General features: G+C 56.8%; 18 protein-coding genes and 3 pseudogenes. 13 read left to right on the top strand and 8 right to left on the bottom strand.

Going from position 1 to position 20,222, the window contains the following annotated elements; translation table 11 throughout:
* The first annotated feature begins 99 nt into the window (after positions 1–99).
* The 3 genes from uraH (at position 100) to IM284_RS10210 (ending at position 2,806) form a co-directional block, all read left to right on the top strand.
* Positions 100–510 carry a hydroxyisourate hydrolase gene (gene uraH / locus IM284_RS10220; protein ID WP_047366896.1) on the top strand — a complete coding sequence of 137 codons (411 nt, stop codon included), beginning with the start codon at positions 100–102 and terminating at the stop codon, positions 508–510.
* Between the two features lie 102 nt (positions 511–612).
* Complete coding sequence (locus tag IM284_RS10215) at positions 613–1,572, top strand: DUF523 and DUF1722 domain-containing protein (RefSeq protein ID WP_047366895.1); 960 nt, start codon at positions 613–615, stop codon at positions 1,570–1,572.
* A 145-nt stretch (positions 1,573–1,717) separates the two neighbouring features.
* Positions 1,718–2,806 carry an AAA family ATPase gene (locus IM284_RS10210; RefSeq protein WP_047366894.1) on the top strand — a complete coding sequence of 363 codons (1,089 nt, stop codon included), beginning with the start codon at positions 1,718–1,720 and terminating at the stop codon, positions 2,804–2,806.
* A 38-nt stretch (positions 2,807–2,844) separates the two neighbouring features.
* Here the strand turns inward: IM284_RS10210 and IM284_RS10205 are convergent, their stop codons facing one another.
* The 7 genes and pseudogenes from IM284_RS10205 to IM284_RS10175 form a co-directional block, all read right to left on the bottom strand.
* Positions 2,845–3,300 carry a hypothetical protein gene (locus tag IM284_RS10205; RefSeq protein ID WP_047366893.1) on the bottom strand — a complete coding sequence of 152 codons (456 nt, stop codon included), beginning with the start codon at positions 3,298–3,300 and terminating at the stop codon, positions 2,845–2,847.
* 4 nt (positions 3,301–3,304) lie between these two features.
* A pseudogene (locus tag IM284_RS10200) lies at positions 3,305–3,813 on the bottom strand (polymorphic toxin type 25 domain-containing protein).
* A 15-nt stretch (positions 3,814–3,828) separates the two neighbouring features.
* A pseudogene (locus tag IM284_RS23745) lies at positions 3,829–4,062 on the bottom strand (VENN motif pre-toxin domain-containing protein); the annotation flags it as partial.
* Positions 4,063–4,064: 2 nt separating this feature from the next.
* Positions 4,065–4,763: pseudogene (locus IM284_RS10190) on the bottom strand (GlxA family transcriptional regulator); the annotation flags it as partial.
* A 26-nt stretch (positions 4,764–4,789) separates the two neighbouring features.
* Positions 4,790–5,569, bottom strand: coding sequence for an MBL fold metallo-hydrolase (locus IM284_RS10185; RefSeq protein WP_047366892.1), 780 nt, complete (start codon positions 5,567–5,569; stop codon positions 4,790–4,792).
* A 122-nt stretch (positions 5,570–5,691) separates the two neighbouring features.
* Complete coding sequence (nlpA, locus tag IM284_RS10180) at positions 5,692–6,492, bottom strand: lipoprotein NlpA (RefSeq protein WP_047366891.1); 801 nt, start codon at positions 6,490–6,492, stop codon at positions 5,692–5,694.
* A gap of 147 nt (positions 6,493–6,639) precedes the next feature.
* Positions 6,640–7,059 (bottom strand): GNAT family N-acetyltransferase, encoded by a 420-nt coding sequence (locus IM284_RS10175; RefSeq protein ID WP_047366890.1) that lies wholly within the window; start codon positions 7,057–7,059, stop codon positions 6,640–6,642.
* Positions 7,060–7,245: 186 nt separating this feature from the next.
* Here IM284_RS10175 and IM284_RS10170 point away from each other — a divergent pair, with 186 nt between their 5' ends.
* From IM284_RS10170 to IM284_RS10150, 5 genes are all read left to right on the top strand, one after another.
* Positions 7,246–7,815 (top strand): TetR/AcrR family transcriptional regulator, encoded by a 570-nt coding sequence (locus IM284_RS10170; RefSeq protein WP_028014987.1) that lies wholly within the window; start codon positions 7,246–7,248, stop codon positions 7,813–7,815.
* Between the two features lie 148 nt (positions 7,816–7,963).
* On the top strand, positions 7,964–9,085 hold the full coding sequence (locus IM284_RS10165; RefSeq protein WP_045260816.1) for an efflux RND transporter periplasmic adaptor subunit: 1,122 nt from the start codon (positions 7,964–7,966) through the stop codon (positions 9,083–9,085).
* Complete coding sequence (locus tag IM284_RS10160) at positions 9,085–12,195, top strand: efflux RND transporter permease subunit (RefSeq protein WP_047366889.1); 3,111 nt, start codon at positions 9,085–9,087, stop codon at positions 12,193–12,195. The genes IM284_RS10165 and IM284_RS10160 overlap by 1 nt, the downstream gene beginning before the upstream one ends.
* Complete coding sequence (locus IM284_RS10155; RefSeq protein ID WP_047366888.1) at positions 12,195–13,559, top strand: efflux transporter outer membrane subunit; 1,365 nt, start codon at positions 12,195–12,197, stop codon at positions 13,557–13,559. Before IM284_RS10160 ends, IM284_RS10155 begins: the two co-directional genes overlap by 1 nt.
* Before the next feature lie 121 nt (positions 13,560–13,680).
* Positions 13,681–13,977: a YicS family protein gene (locus tag IM284_RS10150; RefSeq protein ID WP_028014983.1), complete on the top strand. Its 297-nt coding sequence runs from the start codon at positions 13,681–13,683 to the stop codon at positions 13,975–13,977.
* A 44-nt stretch (positions 13,978–14,021) separates the two neighbouring features.
* Here the strand turns inward: IM284_RS10150 and IM284_RS10145 are convergent, their stop codons facing one another.
* The gene (locus IM284_RS10145) at positions 14,022–14,972 is read right to left on the bottom strand and encodes a LacI family DNA-binding transcriptional regulator (RefSeq protein WP_047366887.1); all 951 of its coding nucleotides are present in this window, start codon (positions 14,970–14,972) and stop codon (positions 14,022–14,024) included.
* 293 nt (positions 14,973–15,265) lie between these two features.
* Here IM284_RS10145 and IM284_RS10140 point away from each other — a divergent pair, with 293 nt between their 5' ends.
* The 5 genes from IM284_RS10140 to IM284_RS10120 all read left to right on the top strand — a co-directional run bounded on the left by IM284_RS10140 (position 15,266) and on the right by IM284_RS10120 (position 20,137).
* Positions 15,266–15,580, top strand: coding sequence for a PTS sugar transporter subunit IIB (locus tag IM284_RS10140; RefSeq protein WP_014830072.1), 315 nt, complete (start codon positions 15,266–15,268; stop codon positions 15,578–15,580).
* 11 nt (positions 15,581–15,591) lie between these two features.
* Entirely contained in the window at positions 15,592–16,917 is a 1,326-nt protein-coding gene (locus IM284_RS10135; RefSeq protein WP_028014981.1) for a PTS sugar transporter subunit IIC, read from the top strand.
* Between the two features lie 17 nt (positions 16,918–16,934).
* Entirely contained in the window at positions 16,935–18,311 is a 1,377-nt protein-coding gene (locus IM284_RS10130) for a glycoside hydrolase family 1 protein (protein ID WP_047366886.1), read from the top strand.
* 5 nt (positions 18,312–18,316) lie between these two features.
* Complete coding sequence (locus IM284_RS10125) at positions 18,317–18,619, top strand: PTS lactose/cellobiose transporter subunit IIA (protein WP_028014979.1); 303 nt, start codon at positions 18,317–18,319, stop codon at positions 18,617–18,619.
* A gap of 138 nt (positions 18,620–18,757) precedes the next feature.
* A complete protein-coding gene (locus IM284_RS10120; RefSeq protein ID WP_041911699.1) occupies positions 18,758–20,137 on the top strand; it encodes a carbohydrate porin in 1,380 nt (459 codons plus the stop codon).
* Positions 20,138–20,222 lie beyond the last annotated feature (85 nt).

Here is a 20,222-nt window from a genome sequence, read left to right as displayed (position 1 = left end):
TAATTTTCTCCTGCGGGAATCTTCACGAAAAGTTGAATATTTTCCCACGCCGCAGATGCTAACGTTTTCCTGTGACGAATAACTCAACAGGAAAACACCATGAAAAAAACTGCCCCTCTGCTGATCCTGGCCTCGATGGCCTTTGCCCCTGCCGCCTTTAGCGCCCCTGCCGGCACGCTAAGCGTCCACATTCTTGACCAGCAAACCGGAATGCCGCCATCAGACGTTACCGTTACGCTGGAGAAGCAGCAGCAGGACAAATGGACTCAGGTTGCCAGCGGCAAAACCGACCACGATGGCCGTATCAAATCGCTCTATCCGCAGGATCAGGACATGCAGCCTGGCGTGTACAAAGTAACCTTTAAAACCGCAGAGTATTTCCACGGCAAAAAGCTGGATACCTTCTTCCCGGAGATCCCGGTGCTGTTTACCGTGACCCGCACCAACGAGAAGCTGCACATCCCACTTCTGCTTAGCCAGTACGGCTACTCGACCTACAAGGGCAGTTAAGACGCATTGATTTTAAAGGATTATAAAAAATAGTTCCGCGAATACTTGGACAAATTAGTCATGTTGTGTAAGTTTTAGTTATATGAACGGGAGGACTACACCATGACAACGAAACCTGTGCTCGGTATTAGCGGATGTTTGACCGGATCCGCCGTTCGCTTTGACGGCGGACACAAGCGTATGGGTTTCGTCATGGATGAGCTGGCCCAGTGGGTGAATTTCAGGCCCGTCTGCCCGGAGATGGCCATCGGCCTGCCGACGCCCCGCCCGGCGCTGCGTCTGATCGTCACGACAGACGGTGAAACGCAGATGCGCTTCAGCCACGCGCCTCACGAAGACGTTACGCAGAAAATGGCCGACTTTGCGGCAGATTATTTGCCGAAAATCGGCGATCTCGCAGGCTTTGTTGTCTGTGCAAAATCCCCAAGCTGCGGCATGGAACGCGTGCGGCTGTACGATGAAAACGGCAACCGGGGCCGCAAGGAGGGGGTCGGGCTGTTCACCGCCGCCCTCCTTGAAACCTTGCCGTGGCTGCCCGTTGAAGAAGACGGACGCCTGCACGACCCGGTGCTGCGGGAAAACTTCGTCGAGCGCGTTTTTGCGCTGCACGAACTCAACACGCTGCGTAAAAATGGCCTGACGCGCCGCGCGCTGCTGGACTTCCACAGCCGCTACAAGCTTCAGCTGCTGGCGCACCATCAGGCGGGTTACCGCGAAATCGGCCCGTTCGTTGCCTCGCTGCACGAGTGGGAAGACCTGGACGCCTTCTTCGTGGCGTACCGGGAAAAGCTGATGACCATCCTGAAAAAACCTGCTTCACGGAAGAATCACACCAACGTGCTTATGCATATTCAGGGCTATTTTCGTAACCAGCTCAACACCCGCCAGCGCGGCGAGCTGCGCGACGTGATCCTGCATTATCGCAACGGACAGTTGCCTATCCTCGCCCCGATCACGCTGCTGAAGCACTACCTGGCCGAATACCCCGACCGGTATCTGATGACGCAAAACTACTTTGATCCCTATCCTGATGATTTGGGTCTGCGTCTGGCAGTCAAGTGATGAAAAAAATGCGAAGGCCCCATTGACCCATAGAGGCCCAAAGCAGTACCCCGTTTAGACGACATCCTCACTGTCGTCTCTTTTTTGCATTTCATCTTAAAGACTGTGATTATATACAGGCTTATTCTGCAAAAGGGGCCTGCCTGTGATCAACACCCTGCACATACAAAACTACCGTTCCATCCGCGAGATGTCGCTGGAGCTGGAGCAGCTCAATATCATCTTCGGGCCGAACGGTACCGGGAAATCCAATATTTACAAGGCGATACACCTGATGCACAGCGCCGCGCAAGGGCAGTTTTCCCATGCGCTGGCGAACGAGGGCGGCATTCTGAAGGTGTTCTGGGCAGGCAAAACCCGCAGCGACCAGCTGCGGCGGATGAATCTGGCCGTGGAAACAGAGACCTACGAATACGAGCTGCAGGTCGGGTTTGTGGAGAAGCTGCCGTATCCCTCACAGTTTCAGCTCGACCCGGTGATCAAAGAGGAGTCCATCTGGCTGAGCGGCCAGCACCGTCGTCCTTCGTCACAGCTGATGAAGCGCAGGAATCAGGCCGTGTTTCTGAACAACGTGCATCATGAAAAAGTGACCCACAGCGGCACGCTGTACGAGAACGAATCGGTATTCGGACAGCTCGGCGAACCGCACCTTTACCCGGAAGTGTCGCAGATGCGCGAGTCCCTTCGTAACTGGCGCTTTTATCATGAGTTTTCTGTATCAATCGGCTCGGCGATGCGCGCCCCGCAGGTCGGTTTCCGCTCCCCGGTGCTGGCCAGCGACGGCGCCAACCTGGCGGCGGCGTTTCAGACTATCGTGGAGATTGGCGACGAGCTGCTGCTGATGCGCATCCTCGACCAGGCCTTCCCCGGCTGCGTGTTTTACAGCGACAACAGCGGTGGGCGTTTTCGCATGATGATGCAGCGCGAGGGGCTGAGCAGGCCGCTGGAACCGGCGGAGTTCTCCGACGGCACCCTGCGCTTTCTGTGCCTGGCGGTGGCGCTGTTAAGCCCGCGCCCGCCGGCGTTTATCGCGTTAAACGAACCGGAAAACAGCCTGCACCCGCAGATGCTGCCCGCCCTGGCGAGCTTAATCGCCGAGGCCAGCCGCTACTCGCAGATCTGGCTCACCAGCCACTCGCCGGAGCTGGCGACGTTGATTGAGAAGCACAGATCGTTTTCGCTGTATCAGCTGTCGATGGCGGAGGGGGAGACGAGGGTGGAGAGACTGGGGTAGTCTCCAGGAGTACGGAGACTGTTTTTCCGCATCTCGCTTCAACGAATCATGCCAATAAAGAACCCCAGATATCCGGCCCGGCTTAACCATAAAAAAGGGCTGATGAGGCCGGACCGCCGAAGATTAATCAACTCTCTCATGGGAGCCAGGCCATCATTTTTGATAACGACATTTTTTGCACAATAGCGACAATGCATAATCAGAAATAAAATCCCGGCGATCGCAAAACCAAAATAACTTTCGCGACTCCCCCAAAAATGAGTGCTTAATTTTAAATAAGTTAATCCCCAGATACTGACTAGAAAGAAGATAAATGAACATGCCGCGATGTTCATGTCTCGCTTACTACCCAGACCAAAAAATAGCGCGTCAAAGAAAAACATAGGGGTAAACGGTGACTGGACGCTTCTTCCCGTCACTTTACTAAAACGAAAAAACACGACCGTTCCAACGAAAAATGCGAACAGCGCAATTCCTAAGAGCAGATAAATCATTTAATTAATCCTTTTTGAAGGGCCAGGATACGAGTTCGGTACTGCCAGCGCCGTCGATCTCCGGCAGGTTGTTGTGATTTTCACTTTGTCGGGTACTAGCATCAATACCTCCGCCAATTCTGAAAGCACCATCAACGCCATCTTTACCTACAGATCCTTCAATTGAAAAAATACCAGCGGATATGGAACCGGAATAATCATAAGCCGGATTGAAATCCTTAATTGGATAAGGCCCGAAAGTTAATCCAGCCGACGCATCCGCGCGCCAGCCAAACACCTTTGTTATCCCGCCATTAATTGCGAATTTATCTTCTGAAAGGACCCCTCCAGATAGCCCCCGCCGACATAACCAACAGCCACCTGACCTTTTACATCACCATGGATTTTTGCCGTATCCCCTACTGATGGACCAATATGAGAGTCTTTAATAGCCTTGTTAATTTTGTCGGGAGATACACCTTTACCGCCGAGATCGAAAGCCAGTGAAGCATCCTGTTGTGTTGCTGGAGGCACTAATCCACCCCAGTTTGAGGTAGCATTATTCTCTGCCGCGTTCTTCCCACCTTGCGCCCCAGCAGCTGCCGAAGCCGTACTCCCTCCCGCCAATCCACCCGCCATCCCCGCCGATACTGAAGCCAGCGTAATGACCGTCTGCATTTGATCTTCGCTCAGTTTCGACAGGTCTTTCACTTCCGGATAGAGCACGCTGGCTATAGCATGCGCAGCCAGCTCCCCTGACGCGGCCCCCGCAGCTCCCGCAGCACCAGCGAGTCCAGACTATGCGGTTCGGTGATGTGCTGCTGCAGGTAGTCGATCAGGCAGTTAATACGTGCGTCACGGGTATCTTTCGGAACCGGCTGGGCGATGAACTGCGCCTGCCCGCCCTCGCGATGGGGCGGGACAATCATCCGACGGGCAATCTGGTTGGCGACGACGCTGCCAAAACGCTGGCGAATGATGTACAGGCAGCAGTCCAGCGCAGCCGCGGTACCGGCAGAGGTGATGATATTGCCGTCATTCACGTAGAGGGCATTGATATCCAGCTGGACGTTCGGAAAGAGCGACTGGAAGTGATGTTCAAACTCCCAGTGGGTGGCGGCCCGTTTACCGTCGAGGATCCCCGCCCAGGCCAGCACAAACGATCCCAGACACAGGCCGACAATTTCCGCGCCGTTGTCTCTCGCCAACACCAGGCTGTCGAGCAGCGCCTGAGGCGGCCGTTCAAGGACGTGCTGCCAGTAGGGAACGACAACAATGTCGGCCTGCCCGATGGCGGTGTAATCCTGCGTAGCGTTGAGGGCAAACCCGTCTTTTGAGGTAAGAAACCCCGGCGTTTCGGCGCAGATCGTCACGTTAAAGCGCTTTTCGCCGGAGACCGAATCACCAAACAGGATGCAGGGAACGGAGTAGTGGAACGGGCTGAACCCGTCTACCGCGACAATCGCGACGTTGATTAGCGACATCTGTCTCTCCTTTCCCGTTAACGCACTCAGAATATAACGGTTTCGCCATCCTGGGGAATGCTCACCACATCGCTCACCTGGTTGGCTTCGACGTACTCACGCAGCGCGCTGCGGGTCAACAGGCAGTGGTTAATCGCCTCCATGTGGCTCGCGACGATTTTAGCCTGCGGCAGCAGGAAATGGACGTTAAGCACATCTTCCTGTCCCATAATAATGGGCCCAAAGCCGATGACGTGAGCATAACCGACGTTCAGTACCACCACATCTGGCTGGTGTTTTTGCAGATCGGCTGCCACCTCTTCGCGCCAGATGGTATCCCCGGCAAGATAGAGCGTCTTCTCATCAGGATGACGCAGCACCACGCCACAGGCCTCGCCCAACCGCTCCGCCAGTTCTGGCACGGCGTAAGCGCGGTCGGTCCCGTGCTGGCCGCCGTACGTTTTCGCAATCCGAACCTCCCCGAAGGTGGTCTCGTCGGTCATGATCGTCAGGTTGGTAAATCCCTGGCTGCGCAGCAGCGCGGCGTCACGATCGTTTTGCACGTAGATCGGTTTGTCTTTGGCGATCAGCTCTGCCGCGGTGCGATCCCAGTGATCGTCATGGGTATGGGTGACGATCACCGCGTCAGCGTCCAGCAGCGTATTGACGTCGACGGGAAGTTCGACCGTCGGGTTACGGCGTTCGGCATGCGCCGTACCGGGAAAGCCCGGATAAGCGCCTTTCGGGGCCAGCATCGGGTCGATTAAAAGGCGTTTTCCGGCGTAGGTAATCAGCAGGGTGGCATTGCGAATTTGGGTAATGTTCATGGGCTATCCTCCGGTTGGTATGATAAGGAGGATAGCCAGCCGTCACAATTGGTGCTGTGGGCTAAAGGGCGATTACCGATGGAATCGGGCCATTTTCATCACCGCGTTTTCTGCCGGCACCTTTACCAGCCTGGCACCGCCCCGCCGTTAAAGATCGTCTCTGCCGCTTTCGCCACTTCCGGTGACTGATACGACTGGATAAACGCCTTCACGTTCTCCGCGTCTTTGTTGTCTTCGCGCGTCACCACGATGTTCACGTACGGCGAGTTTTTATCTTCAATAAAGACGCTGTCATGCACCGGCGATAGCCCGGTTTGCTGAATATAGGTAGTGCTGATGATGGCGACATCAACTTTCGGGTCGTCCAGCACGCGCGGCAGCTGTGCCCCTTCCAGTTCCATGATTTTCAGCTGCTTAGGGTTGGCGGTAATATCCAGCGCCGTCGGCAGCAGCCCGGTGTCCGGCTTCAGGGTGATGAGCTTCTCTTTTTGCAGCAGCAGCAGCGCGCGGCCAAGGTTGGTCGGATCGTTTGGAATGGCGATAGTCGCCCCGTCCTTCAGGTCAGAGACGGATTTGATTTTGCGGGAATAGCCGGCCATCGGGAAAACAAAGGTGTTCGCCACGGCGACCAGCTTGTAGCCATGCGCCTTGTTATCTTCTGCAAGGAACGGGCGATGCTGGAAGACGTTGGCATCCAGCTCTCCCTGGTTAGTGGCATCGTTGGGCAATAGCGAGCCGCTGAAGCCGACCAGCTCCACGTCCAGGCCATATTTTTCTTTTGCCACCTTTTTGGCGACTTCCGCCACGTCCTGTTCAGCGCCGTTGATGACGCCCACTTTTATGTGTTTGGCATCGCTGCCACTTTGATCGCACCCTGCCAGCAGCAGGCCAGCGAAAACCAGAGCACCCAATCGACGTTTCACGAGAAAGTTCCTTTTGCTGAATGTTGTAGTGACTATATCGACAACGAGGCGGTGAAATAAAAAACGAAAAAGAATCAATAAGAAGGATAAGTTATATGCGGGTATGGCCGGGTGACGCTGCGCTTACCCGGCCTACGGATTCAGAGCTTAAAGGACTTTCGCCAGGTAATGTCGCTGCATGCCCGGGTACGGATAATCCTGCAAAGACATCTGCAGCTGGTACCCCTGTTTTTCATAGAACGGACGCGCCTGGAAGCTGACGGTATCCACCAGCGCGTGCTTGCAGCCTTTGCGTCTGGCTTCCTCTTCCGCCGTTTTGATAAGCTGGCTGCCCACGCCAGATCCGCGCACGGCATCGCTCACCCAGAGAAAGTCGATATTCAGCCAGTCGCCTTTACGCACCCCAATGAGCCCGCCGAGCATGACGCCTTTATCGTCTCGTACATAAACGCCAATGTCGCCGCTAAAGTTTGTCAGATCGATAAACTGTCCGTTATAGGCTCTTAACCCCACAAATAGCTCTTCTTTTTCTGCGGGTGTTACATTATCTGTTATGCTCAGGTGCATATTCCTCTCCTTATTTTCCGCGCAATTTGAATATCTCACAGCTTAACCTTCATAAAAACTCCTAATTTCCTCCTTTTTTTTAATACAGAAACATTCACTCAATAACTAAATAAAAAAAGCCTTTCCAATACGCATCCAAAACGTATACTGAGAACGATCATTCTCACTTTTGCACGGTAGACGACGATGAGCACAAAGCTGGAAGAACGACAAAAACAACGTCAGGACGAAATCATCACCGCCGCGCGTCGCTGCTTTCGCGCCAGCGGATTTCACGCCGCCAGCATGTCGCAAATTGCCAGTGAGGCGAAGCTTAGCGTCGGGCAAATTTACCGTTATTTCAGTAACAAAGACGCGATTATTGAAGAGATGATCCGCCGCATTATCGACTCACGCATCGAAGGGATGCAGGACAAAACGGTGGTGGAAGGGATGCCACAGGCGCTCGCCTGGCGTCAGACGCTCAACGAAGACGACGATGCGTTGATGCTCGAAATGTCTGCCGAGGCGACCCGTAACCCGCAGGTGGCGGCCATGCTGATCGCAGCCGATGCCCGGATGTTTACCAACGCCTGTGCGCACCTGAAAAAACAATTTCCCCATCTGAGCGATGAACATATTCGCTGCTGCGTGGAAATTACCGCGGTGATGATCGAAGGCACGATTTACCGTCGACTCGCGCCTTTAAAAGTACCGTCAGAACAATTAGAGCCTATCTATCAGAATATTTTAAATATGCTTTTCTCTGCGAAGTAATCGCATGTGAATAATTAGCGGGAATAAGTAATTTCCCAACTTAACATTTCCGGCCTTGCCGGAGATGCGGTATCGCTGTGCCTTTAAATAGCCCTCCTCCCTGTTGAGCCTTTAACAGGGCAGGCATCGTTCACCCTGGAAAAAGATTATGAAAACCATAACAACCTCCATCGCGGCATTACTCCTCCTGACCGGGTGCGATAATGCGCAAACATCTGCTCCCCAGCATCCTCTTCCGGATGTGGGGATTGTCACCCTCATGAGCCAGCCGGTCTCCGTCGTCAGCGAACTCACGGGCCGCACCACCGCCGCCATGAGCGCCGAAGTGCGCCCGCAGGTGGGCGGCATTATTCAGAAGAGGTTGTTTACCGAAGGCGATACCGTGAAGGCCGGACAGGCGCTGTATCAAATTGACCCTTCCAGCTACCGCGCGGCGTTTGATGAAGCCGCCGCGGCGCTGAAACAGGCCCAGGCGCTGGTGCAGGCCGACTGCCAGAAAGCCCAGCGCTATGCGCAACTGGTGAAAGACGACGGCGTGTCGCGTCAGGACGCAGAAGACGCGAAGTCCACCTGCGCGCAGGACAAGGCCAGCGTTGAATCAAAGAAGGCCGCGCAGGAGAGCGCGCGCATTAACCTCAACTGGACCACCGTCACCGCGCCGATTGCCGGACGCATCGGCATCTCCTCCGTCACCCCCGGCGCGCTGGTCACCGCCCAGCAGGATACCGCGCTCGCCACCATTCGCGGGCTGGACAGCATGTACGTCGACTTAACCCGTTCCAGCGCCGATCTGCTGCGTTTACGCAAGCAAACCCTTGCCACCAATAGCGATACGCTAAGCGTGTCGTTAATCCTCGAAGACGGCAGCACCTACAGCGAGAAAGGCCGCCTGGCGTTAACCGAAGTGGCGGTGGATGAATCAACCGGCTCGGTCACGCTGCGCGCCGTCTTCCCGAACCCGCAGCATCAGCTCCTGCCGGGCATGTTTGTCCGCGCCAGGGTGGATGAAGGCGTCATGAGCGACGCGATCCTCGCGCCGCAGCAGGGCATCACCCGTGACGCCAAAGGCACCGCCACCGCTCTGGTGGTCAATGCCAGCAACAAGGTCGAGCAGCGTCAGTTGGAAACGGGTGACACCTACGGCGACAAATGGCTGGTGCTGAGCGGGCTGAAGGCGGGCGACAGGCTGATTGTGGAAGGTACTGACAAAGTCACCGCCGGGCAGGAAGTGAAGGCCGAAGAGATGAAAGCCAACGGAGGAAACGCCTGATGTTTTCCCGTTTCTTCGTGCGTCGCCCGGTCTTTGCCTGGGTTATCGCTATTCTTATCATGCTCGCCGGGATGCTGGCCATCCGCACGCTGCCGGTCGCGCAGTACCCGGACGTTGCGCCGCCGTCGATCAAAATCTCCGCCACCTATACCGGTGCCTCCGCGCAGACGCTGGAAAACAGCGTAACGCAGGTGATCGAGCAGCAACTGACCGGGCTGGATAACCTGCTCTACTTCACCTCCACCAGCAGCTCGGACGGATCGGTGAGCATTACCGTCACCTTCGAGCAGGGCACTGACCCGGACACCGCTCAGGTGCAGGTGCAGAACAAAGTCCAGCAGGCGGAATCTCGCCTGCCCACCGAGGTGCAGCAGTCCGGGATCACCGTCGAAAAATCCCAGAGCAACTTCCTGCTGATCATGGGCGTGTACGATAAAACCGACACCGCCAGCAGCTCGGATATTGCCGACTGGCTGGTGAGTAATATGCAGGATCCGCTGGCGCGCGTGGAAGGCGTCGGGAGCCTGCAGGTGTTCGGGGCGGAATACGCGATGCGCATCTGGCTCGACCCGGCGAAGCTGGCGTCCTACTCGCTGATGCCGTCCGACGTGCAGAGCGCGATTGAAGCGCAGAACGTGCAGGTCTCCGCCGGTAAAATCGGCGCGCTACCCTCGTCGAACGCCCAGCAGCTGACCGCCACCGTCCGCGCCCAGTCGCGCCTGCAGACGGTGGATCAGTTTAAAAACATCATTGTGAAGAGCCAATCCAACGGCGCGGTGGTGCGCATCAGCGATGTCGCCCGCGTGGAGATGGGCAGCGAAGATTATACCGCCACCGCGAAGCTCAACGGCCACCCGGCGGCGGGTATGGCAGTCATGCTCTCACCGGGTGCGAACGCGCTCAACACTGCGACGGCGGTGAAAGACAAGATTGCCGAGTTCAAAAAGTCGATGCCGGAAGGCTACGACGTGGCCTACCCGAAGGACAGCACCGAGTTCATCAAGATCTCCGTTGAGGACGTGATTCAGACCCTGTTCGAAGCCATTGTCCTCGTGGTGGTGGTGATGTACCTGTTCCTGCAAAACATCCGCGCGACGCTGATCCCCGCGTTGGCGGTACCTGTCGTTCTGCTGGGTACCTTCGGCGTGCTGGCGCTGTTCGGCTACTCCATCAATACCCTGACGCTGTTTGCGATGGTGCTGGCGATTGGGCTTTTGGTGGATGACGCCATCGTGGTGGTGGAAAACGTCGAGCGTATTATGCGCGACGAGGGGCTGCCCGCCCGGGAAGCCACCGAGAAATCGATGGGCGAAATCTCCGGCGCGCTGGTCGCCATTGCGCTGGTGCTCTCTGCGGTATTCCTGCCGATGGCCTTCTTCGGCGGCTCAACCGGGGTGATTTACCGTCAGTTCTCGGTCACCATTATTTCGGCGATGTTCCTCTCCGTGGTGGTGGCGCTGACCCTGACGCCCGCGCTCTGCGGCTCGATTCTGAGCCACACGACGCCGCACAAAAAGGGCTTCTTCGGCGCGTTTAACCGCTTCTACAGCAGGACCGAGCGCGGTTATCAGAACAAGGTGCTGCGCGCTCTGCGCCGTTCCGGCGGCATGCTGGTCATCTACGCCCTGCTCTGCGGCGCGATGGGCTTCGCCATGCTTAAGCTGCCGGGCAGCTTCCTGCCGACGGAAGACCAGGGCGAAATCATGGTGCAGTACACCCTGCCAGCCGGCGCGACGACGGTACGTACCGCCGAAGTCAGCCGCCAGGTGCGCGAGTGGTTCCTCACCAAAGAGAAAGCCAACACCAACGTGATCTTCACCATTGAAGGCTTCAGCTTCAGCGGCAGCGGCCAGAACGCCGGGATGGCGTTTGTCTCCCTGAAGAACTGGTCAGAGCGTAAAGGCGATGCAAACACGGCTCAGGCCATCGCCCTGCGTGCCACGCAGGAACTGAGCACCATCCGCGATGCGACCATCTTTGCGATGACGCCGCCTGCGGTGGACGGCCTGGGCCAGAGCAACGGTTTTACCTTTGAGCTGATGGCCAGCGGCGGCACCGACCGCGATGCGCTGCTGAAACTGCGTAACCAGCTGATTGGCGAAGCCAACCAGGACAGCTCGCTGCACGCCGTGCGCGCCAACGATCTGCCGCAGATGCCGCAGCTTCAGGTGGATATCGACAACAACAAGGCCGTGTCGCTGGGGCTGTCCCTGAGCGAAGTCACCAACACCCTCTCCAGCGCCTGGGGCGGGACTTACGTGAACGACTTTATCGATCGCGGCCGTGTGAAAAAGGTCTACATCCAGGGTGACAGCGACTATCGCGCCGTGCCGTCCGATCTCAACAAATGGTATGTGCGCGGCAGCGACAGCACCATGACCCCGTTCTCCGCCTTCGCCACCACGCGCTGGGAGTATGGCCCGGAAAGCCTGGTGCGCTACAACGGCTCGGCGGCGTATGAGATACAGGGCGAAAACGCCAGCGGCGCGAGCTCCGGCACGGCGATGAGCAAAATGGAGCAGCTGGCAAACAGCCTGCCGTCCGGCAGCACCTGGGCGTGGAGCGGTTTGTCTTTGCAGGAAAAACTGGCAAGCGGTCAGGCGATGAGCCTGTATGCCCTTTCCATTCTCGTGGTGTTCCTGTGCCTGGCGGCGCTGTATGAGAGCTGGTCGGTGCCGATTTCGGTCATCCTGGTGATCCCGCTTGGGGTGCTGGGTGCGGCGCTTGCCGCCTCCCTGCGCGGCCTGAGTAATGACGTCTACTTCCAGGTGGCGCTGCTCACCACTATCGGCCTGTCGTCGAAGAACGCCATCCTGATTGTCGAGTTTGCAGAAGCCAAAGTCGCAGAAGGTTACTCCCTGACGCGCGCCGCCCTGCGTGCCGCCCAGACGCGTCTGCGTCCCATCATCATGACGTCGCTGGCGTTTATCGCAGGGGTGACGCCGCTGGCCGTTGCAACCGGCGCAGGTGCCAACAGCCGCGTGGCAATTGGTACCGGCATTATCGGCGGAACGCTGGCCGCGACGCTGCTGGCGATCTTCTTCGTCCCTTTATTCTTTGTACTGGTGAAACGTCTGTTCTCCGGTAAACACGCGAACCGGAGGTCATAATGTTTCGTGTCACTGTTTTAGCGTTAGCCCTGCTGAGCGCAGGGTGTGTGTCGTTAGACCCTACCTATCAACGCCCGGACGCTCCCGTCCCGGCGACCTTGCCCGGCGCGCACGGCGAAGCCACCGCCGTGGTGAGCCAGTGGCAGCAGGTGATGAACGACGCGAGGCTGAAAAGCGTGGTGACGATGGCGCTGAACAGCAACCGCGACGTGCAAAAAGCGATCGCGGATATCGACGCCGCCCGCGCACAGTACGGTGAAACGCGCTCGTCCCTGTTTCCGACGGTGGACGCCGAGCTGAGCCACACCCGCAGCCGCACGCTGGCAAGCAGTGTTGCGACAAGCGACGAAGCCAACGGCGCGGTCTCCAGCTTCGAGCTGGATCTGTTCGGCCGCAACCAGAGCCTCTCCCGCGCCGCGCGTGAAACCTGGCTTGCCAGCGAGTTCACCGCGCAGAACACGCGCCTGACGATGGTTAGCGAGCTGACCACGGCCTGGGTGACGCTGGCGGCGGATAACAGCAACCTGGCGCTGGCGAAATCCACAATGGAGAGCGCGGCAAACTCGCTGAAGATTGTGAAGCGCCAGCAGGAAGTGGGCGTCGCGGCGGCTACGGACGTCAGTGAAGCGATGGCGGTTTACCAGCAGGCGCGCGCCAGCGTAGCAAGCTACCGGACGCTGGTGATGCAGGATAAAAATGCCCTCAATCTGCTGGCGGGCGATACGGTGCCGGAGAACCTGCTGCCCGGTACGCTGGAGAGCCTGAGCAACAACGCCATCACGCTGATCCCGGCGGGCGTCAGCTCCAGCGCGCTGCTGCGCCGCCCGGACATTCAGGAAGCGGAACATAACCTGCTGAGCGCCAACGCCAATATCGGCGCGGCGCGCGCCAACTTCTTCCCGACCATTTCACTGACCGCCAGCGCGGGCGTCGGCAGCGACTCGCTCTCCTCCCTGTTCAGCCACGGGATGAAGGTCTGGTCATTCGCGCCGTCCATCACCCTGCCGCTGTTCAGCGGTGGCAACAATCTGGCGCAGCTGCGTTATGCAGAAGCCGAGAAAAAAGGGTTAATTGCGACCTACGAAAAAGCCATCCAGAGCGCGTTTAAAGACGTGGCCGACGCGCTGGCGCGCCGTGAAACGCTCAGCGAGCAGCTTGATGCCCAGCGAGAATACGTGGCGGCCGAGCAAAAAACGCTGGATGTGGCAACGCGCAGCTATAAGGCGGGCGCGGGGGATTATCTGACGGTACTGACCGCGCAGCGGTCGCTGTGGTCGGCGCAGGAATCGCTGATTGCGCTGCAGCAAACCGACCTGGAGAACCGCATCACGCTGTGGCAGTCGCTGGGCGGGGGGATCCAGTAACCTTATCGGTGGGCGGTTCTCATGCGCAGAAAAGAGAAAATCATACTTTCGACTGGAATCGCTACACTGAATGTAACGATATATTTCATGGGAAGCCTGTGACGTCTAAAGGGGGTTGTTGATGAAAGCTGCGCACCTGGTCTGCCTGCTGGTTTGTCTGCTCTTCGCCGCGTTTGTCCATGCTCAGGAAAAGGACGATCCGGCGAAAGAGGCGCAGATTAAGCAACAGGTCCTGAAAGATATTAAGAAAACTTGTACGCCACAGAAAAAGCAGAGCGATAAGGCCTGGCAGGAGATGATTTTGTCGTCCGAGGCCAATCAGCTGCTGATCAAAAACGCCATCACCGCCGTGAAGCGCGACAACCTGGACGCCTACTGGGCTGCGGTTGGTCAGGTGGATTGTCTGGAAGATTATTGAGTTCTCGCCGGGTGGCGCTGCGCTTACCCGGCCTGGAAAATGTTTTAACGCTTCCGCACGTCCGGAATGATGAGATCCCCGCGCAGAACATAGGACCCGAGCATCTGCGTTTTCTCCGTCAGCCAGCTTACGATACGCGCCGCCATGGCATCCATTGAATATTCAATCGCCGGGATCACCGGAATACCCGGCAGGTGCAGCGATCCGGCCAGGCTAAAGACCATAATGTCGTCCGGTACGGATTTATTAAACGCCTGCAGTTGCGGGATCACCCGCTGGGCTTCCTGCTCGTCCGCCACCAGCAGCGCGTTGAAGTTCAGCGTGGACGCGTTGTTGAGTAATTCCTGAAGCGCAACGGACGAGGAGGTTGCGTCCATAAAGACGAGGTTGCGATTAAAGGGCAGGAAATTTTTCTCCAGCGCGTGCTTATAGCCAAGCAGCACCTGGTCGGCAAACCCGCTGCCGTGCGGGTGGATCAGCGCAATCTGGCGACGCCCCTGGCTGGTCAGATAGTTACAGGCGGTTTCGGCGGCAAAGGCGTGATCGAACTTAATGCTGTTGGCGTTATCGGCCTCCATGCAGTCCACAAGGATGACGTTTTCCATATCCACGTCCAGCGGGAAACGGGCGCCAATCACCAGAATGTCGTCACACAGGCCGCAGGAGAGTTCTTCAAGAGCATTCATCACTTCCGCTTTGCTATGGGCGAAGCGCAGCAGCAGGTGTTTTTGATGCTGGCTGAGCTGTTTTTCCAGCGCGTAAAGATAACCGGTGGTCTGGTTAATGTTTTCCTGCGCGCAAATCACCCCAATGCAGCCCGTCGACTGGCTCAGCAGCGACTGGGCAATCACGTTAGGCCGGTAGTTCAGCTCATCCACCGCCTTCAGCACGGCCTGACGGCTGGCTTCCTTAACGCCACGTGACCCACTCAACACTCGCGATACCGTGGCTTTAGACACCCCGGCCAGACGTGATACATCATTGATTGTCGACATCTCTTTCCCCTGGCAGGCTAACCTCGCGCCTGCAAATTCCATAACCGCTACGGCTCACATTATAGCCAGAACGGAGTATATCCGTTTCCGTTTTTCATGGAAACCGATTTTCCGTTTCCACTCAAAATGATGTCAAAACAGCCAAATTATGTGACCCACATCCGGTTAATTAGCCTCATAAGCATTGGATCTTGATGGTTATCACAGTTCTGCTTTTTATAAATGGAAACCGGTTTCCGTATCATGTCCAATCATCCTCGCAATAACTATTTACATTTTGAGGATGGTTGTCGATGTTCAAGATTATGCTGTGTTGCTCTGCCGGGATGTCCACCAGCCTGCTGGTCAGCAAAATGGTCGATGTCGCGAAAGAACGTGGTTTGCCGGTGAAGATTGATGCGTACGGTGTTTCCGAATTTGATACGCAGTTTCCGCAATACCAGGTGGTACTTCTCGGACCGCAAGTGAAATACATGTTACAGACACTCTCAGACAAGGCGGCTACGAAAGGCATTCCGGTGCAGCCCATCGATATGATGGACTACGGCATGCAGCGTGGCGATAAAGTACTGGACTATGCTCTGTCGCTCATCGAAGCGGCACACTAAAAGGTGTTCACATGAGTTCGTTATATCAATCCATGGTCGCGGTGATTGAGCAGTCAATTACCCCGCTGGCCGCAAAGCTGGGTCAGCAAAAGTATGTGATTGCCATCCGCGACGGCTTTACCGCCGCGCTACCGTTTATGATCATCGGCTCGTTTATGCTGGTGTTCATCTTCCCGCCGTTCTCGGCGGATACCACCAACAGCTTCGCCCGCGGCTGGCTGGATTTCTCCCAGACCTACCGCGAACAGCTGATGCTGCCGTTTAACCTCAGCATGGGCGTGATGACCTTCTTCATTTCGGTGGGGATTGGGGCGAGCCTGGGGCGTCAGTTTAACCTCGACCCGGTGATGTCCGGCCTGCTGGCCTTTATGGCCTTCCTGCTGGTCGCCGCGCCGTATGCCGACGGTAAGATCTCCACCCAATATCTGTCAGGTCAGGGCATCTTTACCGCGCTTATCACCGCGATTTACGCCACCCGCGTCTATGCGTGGCTGAAGCAGAACAACGTGACCATCCGCCTGCCGAAGGAAGTGCCAACCGGCGTGGCGCGTTCGTTTGAGATTCTGATCCCGGTGATGGTGGTGATCGGTACGCTGCACCCGCTGAACCTGTTCATTGAAGCGCAGACCGGAATGATCATCCCGCAGGCGATCATGCACCTGCTGGAGCCGCTGGTATCCGCATCCGACTCCCTGCCCGCGATACTGCTCTCCGTGCTGCTGTGCCAGATCTTCTGGTTTGCCGGTATTCACGGCTCGCTGATTGTCACCGGCATCATGAACCCATTCTGGATGGCGAACCTCTCCGCAAACCAGGCGGCGCTCGCCGCAGGCGCGGCACTGCCGCACGTTTACCTGCAGGGCTTCTGGGATCACTACCTGCTGATTGGTGGCGTAGGCTCCACGCTGCCGCTGGCGTTCCTGCTGCTGCGCAGCCGCGCCACGCACCTGCGCACCATCGGCAAAATGGGCATTGTGCCGAGCTTCTTTAACATCAATGAGCCGATTCTGTTCGGCGCGCCGATCATCATGAACCCGATGCTGTTTATCCCGTTCGTGTTTGTTCCGCTGGTCAATGCCTGCCTGGCGTACGGCGCAACGAAGCTCGGCTGGCTGGCTCAGGTGGTGTCATTAACCCCGTGGACCACCCCCGCGCCGATTGGTGCCTCATGGGCGGCAAACTGGGCGCTCAGTCCGGTGATAATGTGCCTGGTCTGTATGGTGATGTCCGCGCTGATGTACCTGCCGTTCCTGCGCGCCTATGAGCGTACGCTGATGAAAAACGAAGAGCAGAAGGCCCAGGCAACCGTCGGTACCGCTGAAGCCGCAAGCAATTAAGTCAAAGAGGAAAGGACATGAAATACGCATTTCCCGATAACTTCTGGTGGGGCAGCGCAAGCTCCGCTCTCCAGACCGAAGGGGCAAGAGAGGGGGAAACCACTTGGGATTACTGGTTTGCCCGCGAGCCGAACCGTTTTCACAACGGCGTGGGGCCGCAGCAGACCTCCACGTTTTATCAAAACTGGAAAACGGATATTCAGCTGTTAAAGCAGCTGAACCACAACAGCTTTCGTACCTCGATTAGCTGGGCGCGCCTGATCCCCGACGGTATCGGTGAAGTGAACCCGGAAGCGGTCGATTTTTACAATCAGGTCATTGATGAGCTGAATGAACAGGGCATCACGCCGTTTATCACCCTGTTCCATTTCGACATGCCGATGGCGATGCAGGAGATCGGCGGCTGGGAAAACCGTGACGTGGTGGACGCTTACGCCCGCTATGCGCAGATCTGCTTCGAGCTGTTTGGCGACCGCGTGCTGCACTGGTTTACCTTCAACGAGCCCATCGTCCCGGTGGAGGGCGGTTATCTGTACGACTTCCACTATCCCAACGTGGTGGATTTCCGCCGGGCCGCCACCGTGGCGTATCACACCGTGCTGGCCCACGCGAAGGCCGTTCAGGCTTACCGCGCCGGACATTACGCGGGTGAGATCGGCATCGTGCTGAACCTGACGCCGTCCTACCCGCGCTCGCAGAACCCGGCGGACGTGAAGGCGGCGCACATCGCGGACCTGATGTTTAACCGCAGCTTCCTTGACCCGGTACTGCGCGGGGAGTATCCGGCCGACCTGGTGGCGTTGCTGAAATCCTACGATCAGTTGCCCGCCTGCAAGCCGGAAGACGGCTTCCTGATTGCGGAAGGGAAAATCGACCTGCTCGGCGTGAACTACTATCAGCCGCGCCGCGTGAAGTGTCGCGACAGCGCGGTGAACCCGCAGGCGCCGTTTATGCCGGAGTGGTTCTTTGATAACTACGAGATGCCGGGCCGCAAGATGAATCCGTACCGCGGCTGGGAAATCTACGAGCCGGGTATTTACGATATTCTGGTTAACCTGCGAGACAATTACGGCAACCCTCGCTGCTTTATTTCTGAAAACGGCATGGGCGTCGAAAATGAACAGCGCTTTATTGAAAATGGCCAGATTAACGATCAATACCGCATCGAGTTTATTTCTGAGCATTTAACGTGGCTGCACAAAGGTATTAGCGAAGGGTGCAATTGCCTTGGCTATCATATGTGGACGTTTATTGATAACTGGTCGTGGTGCAATGCCTATAAAAACCGCTACGGATTTATCCAGCTCGATTTAGAGACGCAGCAGCGCACCATTAAGAAAAGCGGAGAGTGGTTTGCCGCCACCGCCTTAAATAATAGTTTTGAAAAAGAGTAATAATGATGATCGCACTAGAAGAAGCCGTAATGGAAATTATCGTCAACGCCGGACAGTCCCGCAGCCTGTGCTTTGAAGCGCTGCACGCAGCGCGTCAGGGCAACTTTGACGAGGCCAAAAGCCTGCTGCACGAAGCCGACGGCTACGCGCGCCAGGCGCACAAGATGCAGACCAAACTGATCGAGCAGGATGCAGGCGAAGGCCGCCAGCCGATGACGTTAATCATGGTGCACGCGCAGGATCATTTAATGAATTCCTTATTAGCGCGTGAACTGTCTGAAGAAATTATTCATTTATATCAGAGATAGTCTATGGCGAAATAAAGTTAATGTAATACCTCTGTACCCTAAATAGAGATCCACTTGTTCTGATGATAGCGACATACTCTGTCAGATCGGAGCGGGATGGTTATTGTCTGAATAAAATTAAACTATATTGAGATAACCATGAATACGATTAAAAAACTTCCATTAACCATGGCGGTTATCGCCGCGCTTTGCCCAATTTCCGTACTCGCACAAGAATTTACCCAGGAGCAAATCGACGCCATTGTGGCGAAAGCGGTAGATAAAGCTTTGGCCGAGCGTCAGGCCAAAATGGATGCGGCGGTTGCGAAAAAAGCGGACGTGGTGACCGAGCCGCAAAGCGCGGCACAATCCCCGGATATGGCGATCCCGTTCGGCATTAAATTTACCGGCTACGCCCGCTACGGCGCGCACTTCCAGGCCGCCGATCAGAAATACGTGGCGGTGGACGGTTCCTACAACGGCGCGTCCGCGATTGGTCGTCTGGGTAACGAAGGTAACGGCGGGGAATTCCAGCTCTCCAAGGCCTTCAAAGGGGACAACGGCGCCATCTGGGACATCAACGTGATGATCGACCACTGGGGCGACGAGGTTAACCTGAAAAAAGCCTACGCGGGGGTGACCAACATTATGGCCTCCAACCCAAATGCCTACTTCTGGGCCGGTCGTGACTTCCACCAGCGTCCGCAGCAGGGCATCAACGATTACTTCTGGATGAACCACGACGGCCAGGGCGCAGGCGTGAAGAACTTCGACATCGGCGGCGTGCAGTTTGACGTGGCTGCCGTGGCGGCAGTCGAATCCTGTAGCCCGGAAGTGATGGAAGACGAAGCGAACCCGTCGCGCATCACCTGTACCGGCGGTTCCGGCACGGGCGACAAGGGCAACTACGCCGCGACCTCCAAAATCCACGGCATGAAGCTCGGCCCGATCGACATGGAGCTGTACGCCAACTATGGCTTTGATTCGAAAGCGGTTGAAAGCGACGAACGCCTGAACGCCTGGCAGGGCGGCGTGGTGCTGAGCCACACCAACGACAGCGGCGTGAACAAGGTGATCGCCCGCTACTCCGATAACGCGGACAACAGCGTGTTCAACAAAACCGAAGATCTGACCACGGTCTACGCCAGCTTCGAAGGGCTGTATAAATTCACCCAGGCCACGCAGGTGGAGTACATCCTCGCCTTCCACGACTACGACAACAGCCGCGATAAGACCGACAACCGCAAGAACTACAACGCCATCGTGCGCCCGATGCACTGGTGGAACGACGTTCACTCTACCTGGCTGGAAGCAGGCTGGCAGCACGTTGACTACGACAACGGCGGCGACAACAAGGGCTGGAAGCTGACCCTGTCGCAGAACATGTCTATCGCCATGGGGCCGGAGTTCCGTCCGATGCTGCGCTTCTACGTCACCGGCGGCAAAGTGGATAATGAACGCACCGCGCGCGTGAACAATACCAAAGACGAGACGCTCGACGACTTCAACGTCGGCGCGATGTGGGAGGCGTGGTTCTAAGGTCAACAACATGCCGGGCGGCGCTACGCTTACCCGGCCTACGGTTTTCCCCCTCTCCCCGTGGGTGTACAGTCCGGGGACATGG

Origin of the sequence: Enterobacter cloacae complex sp. P12RS (assembly GCF_014895875.1) — a bacterium.
GTDB lineage: Bacteria > Pseudomonadota > Gammaproteobacteria > Enterobacterales > Enterobacteriaceae > Enterobacter > Enterobacter bugandensis.
This window is presented reverse-complemented; position numbering and strand designations above follow the sequence as displayed.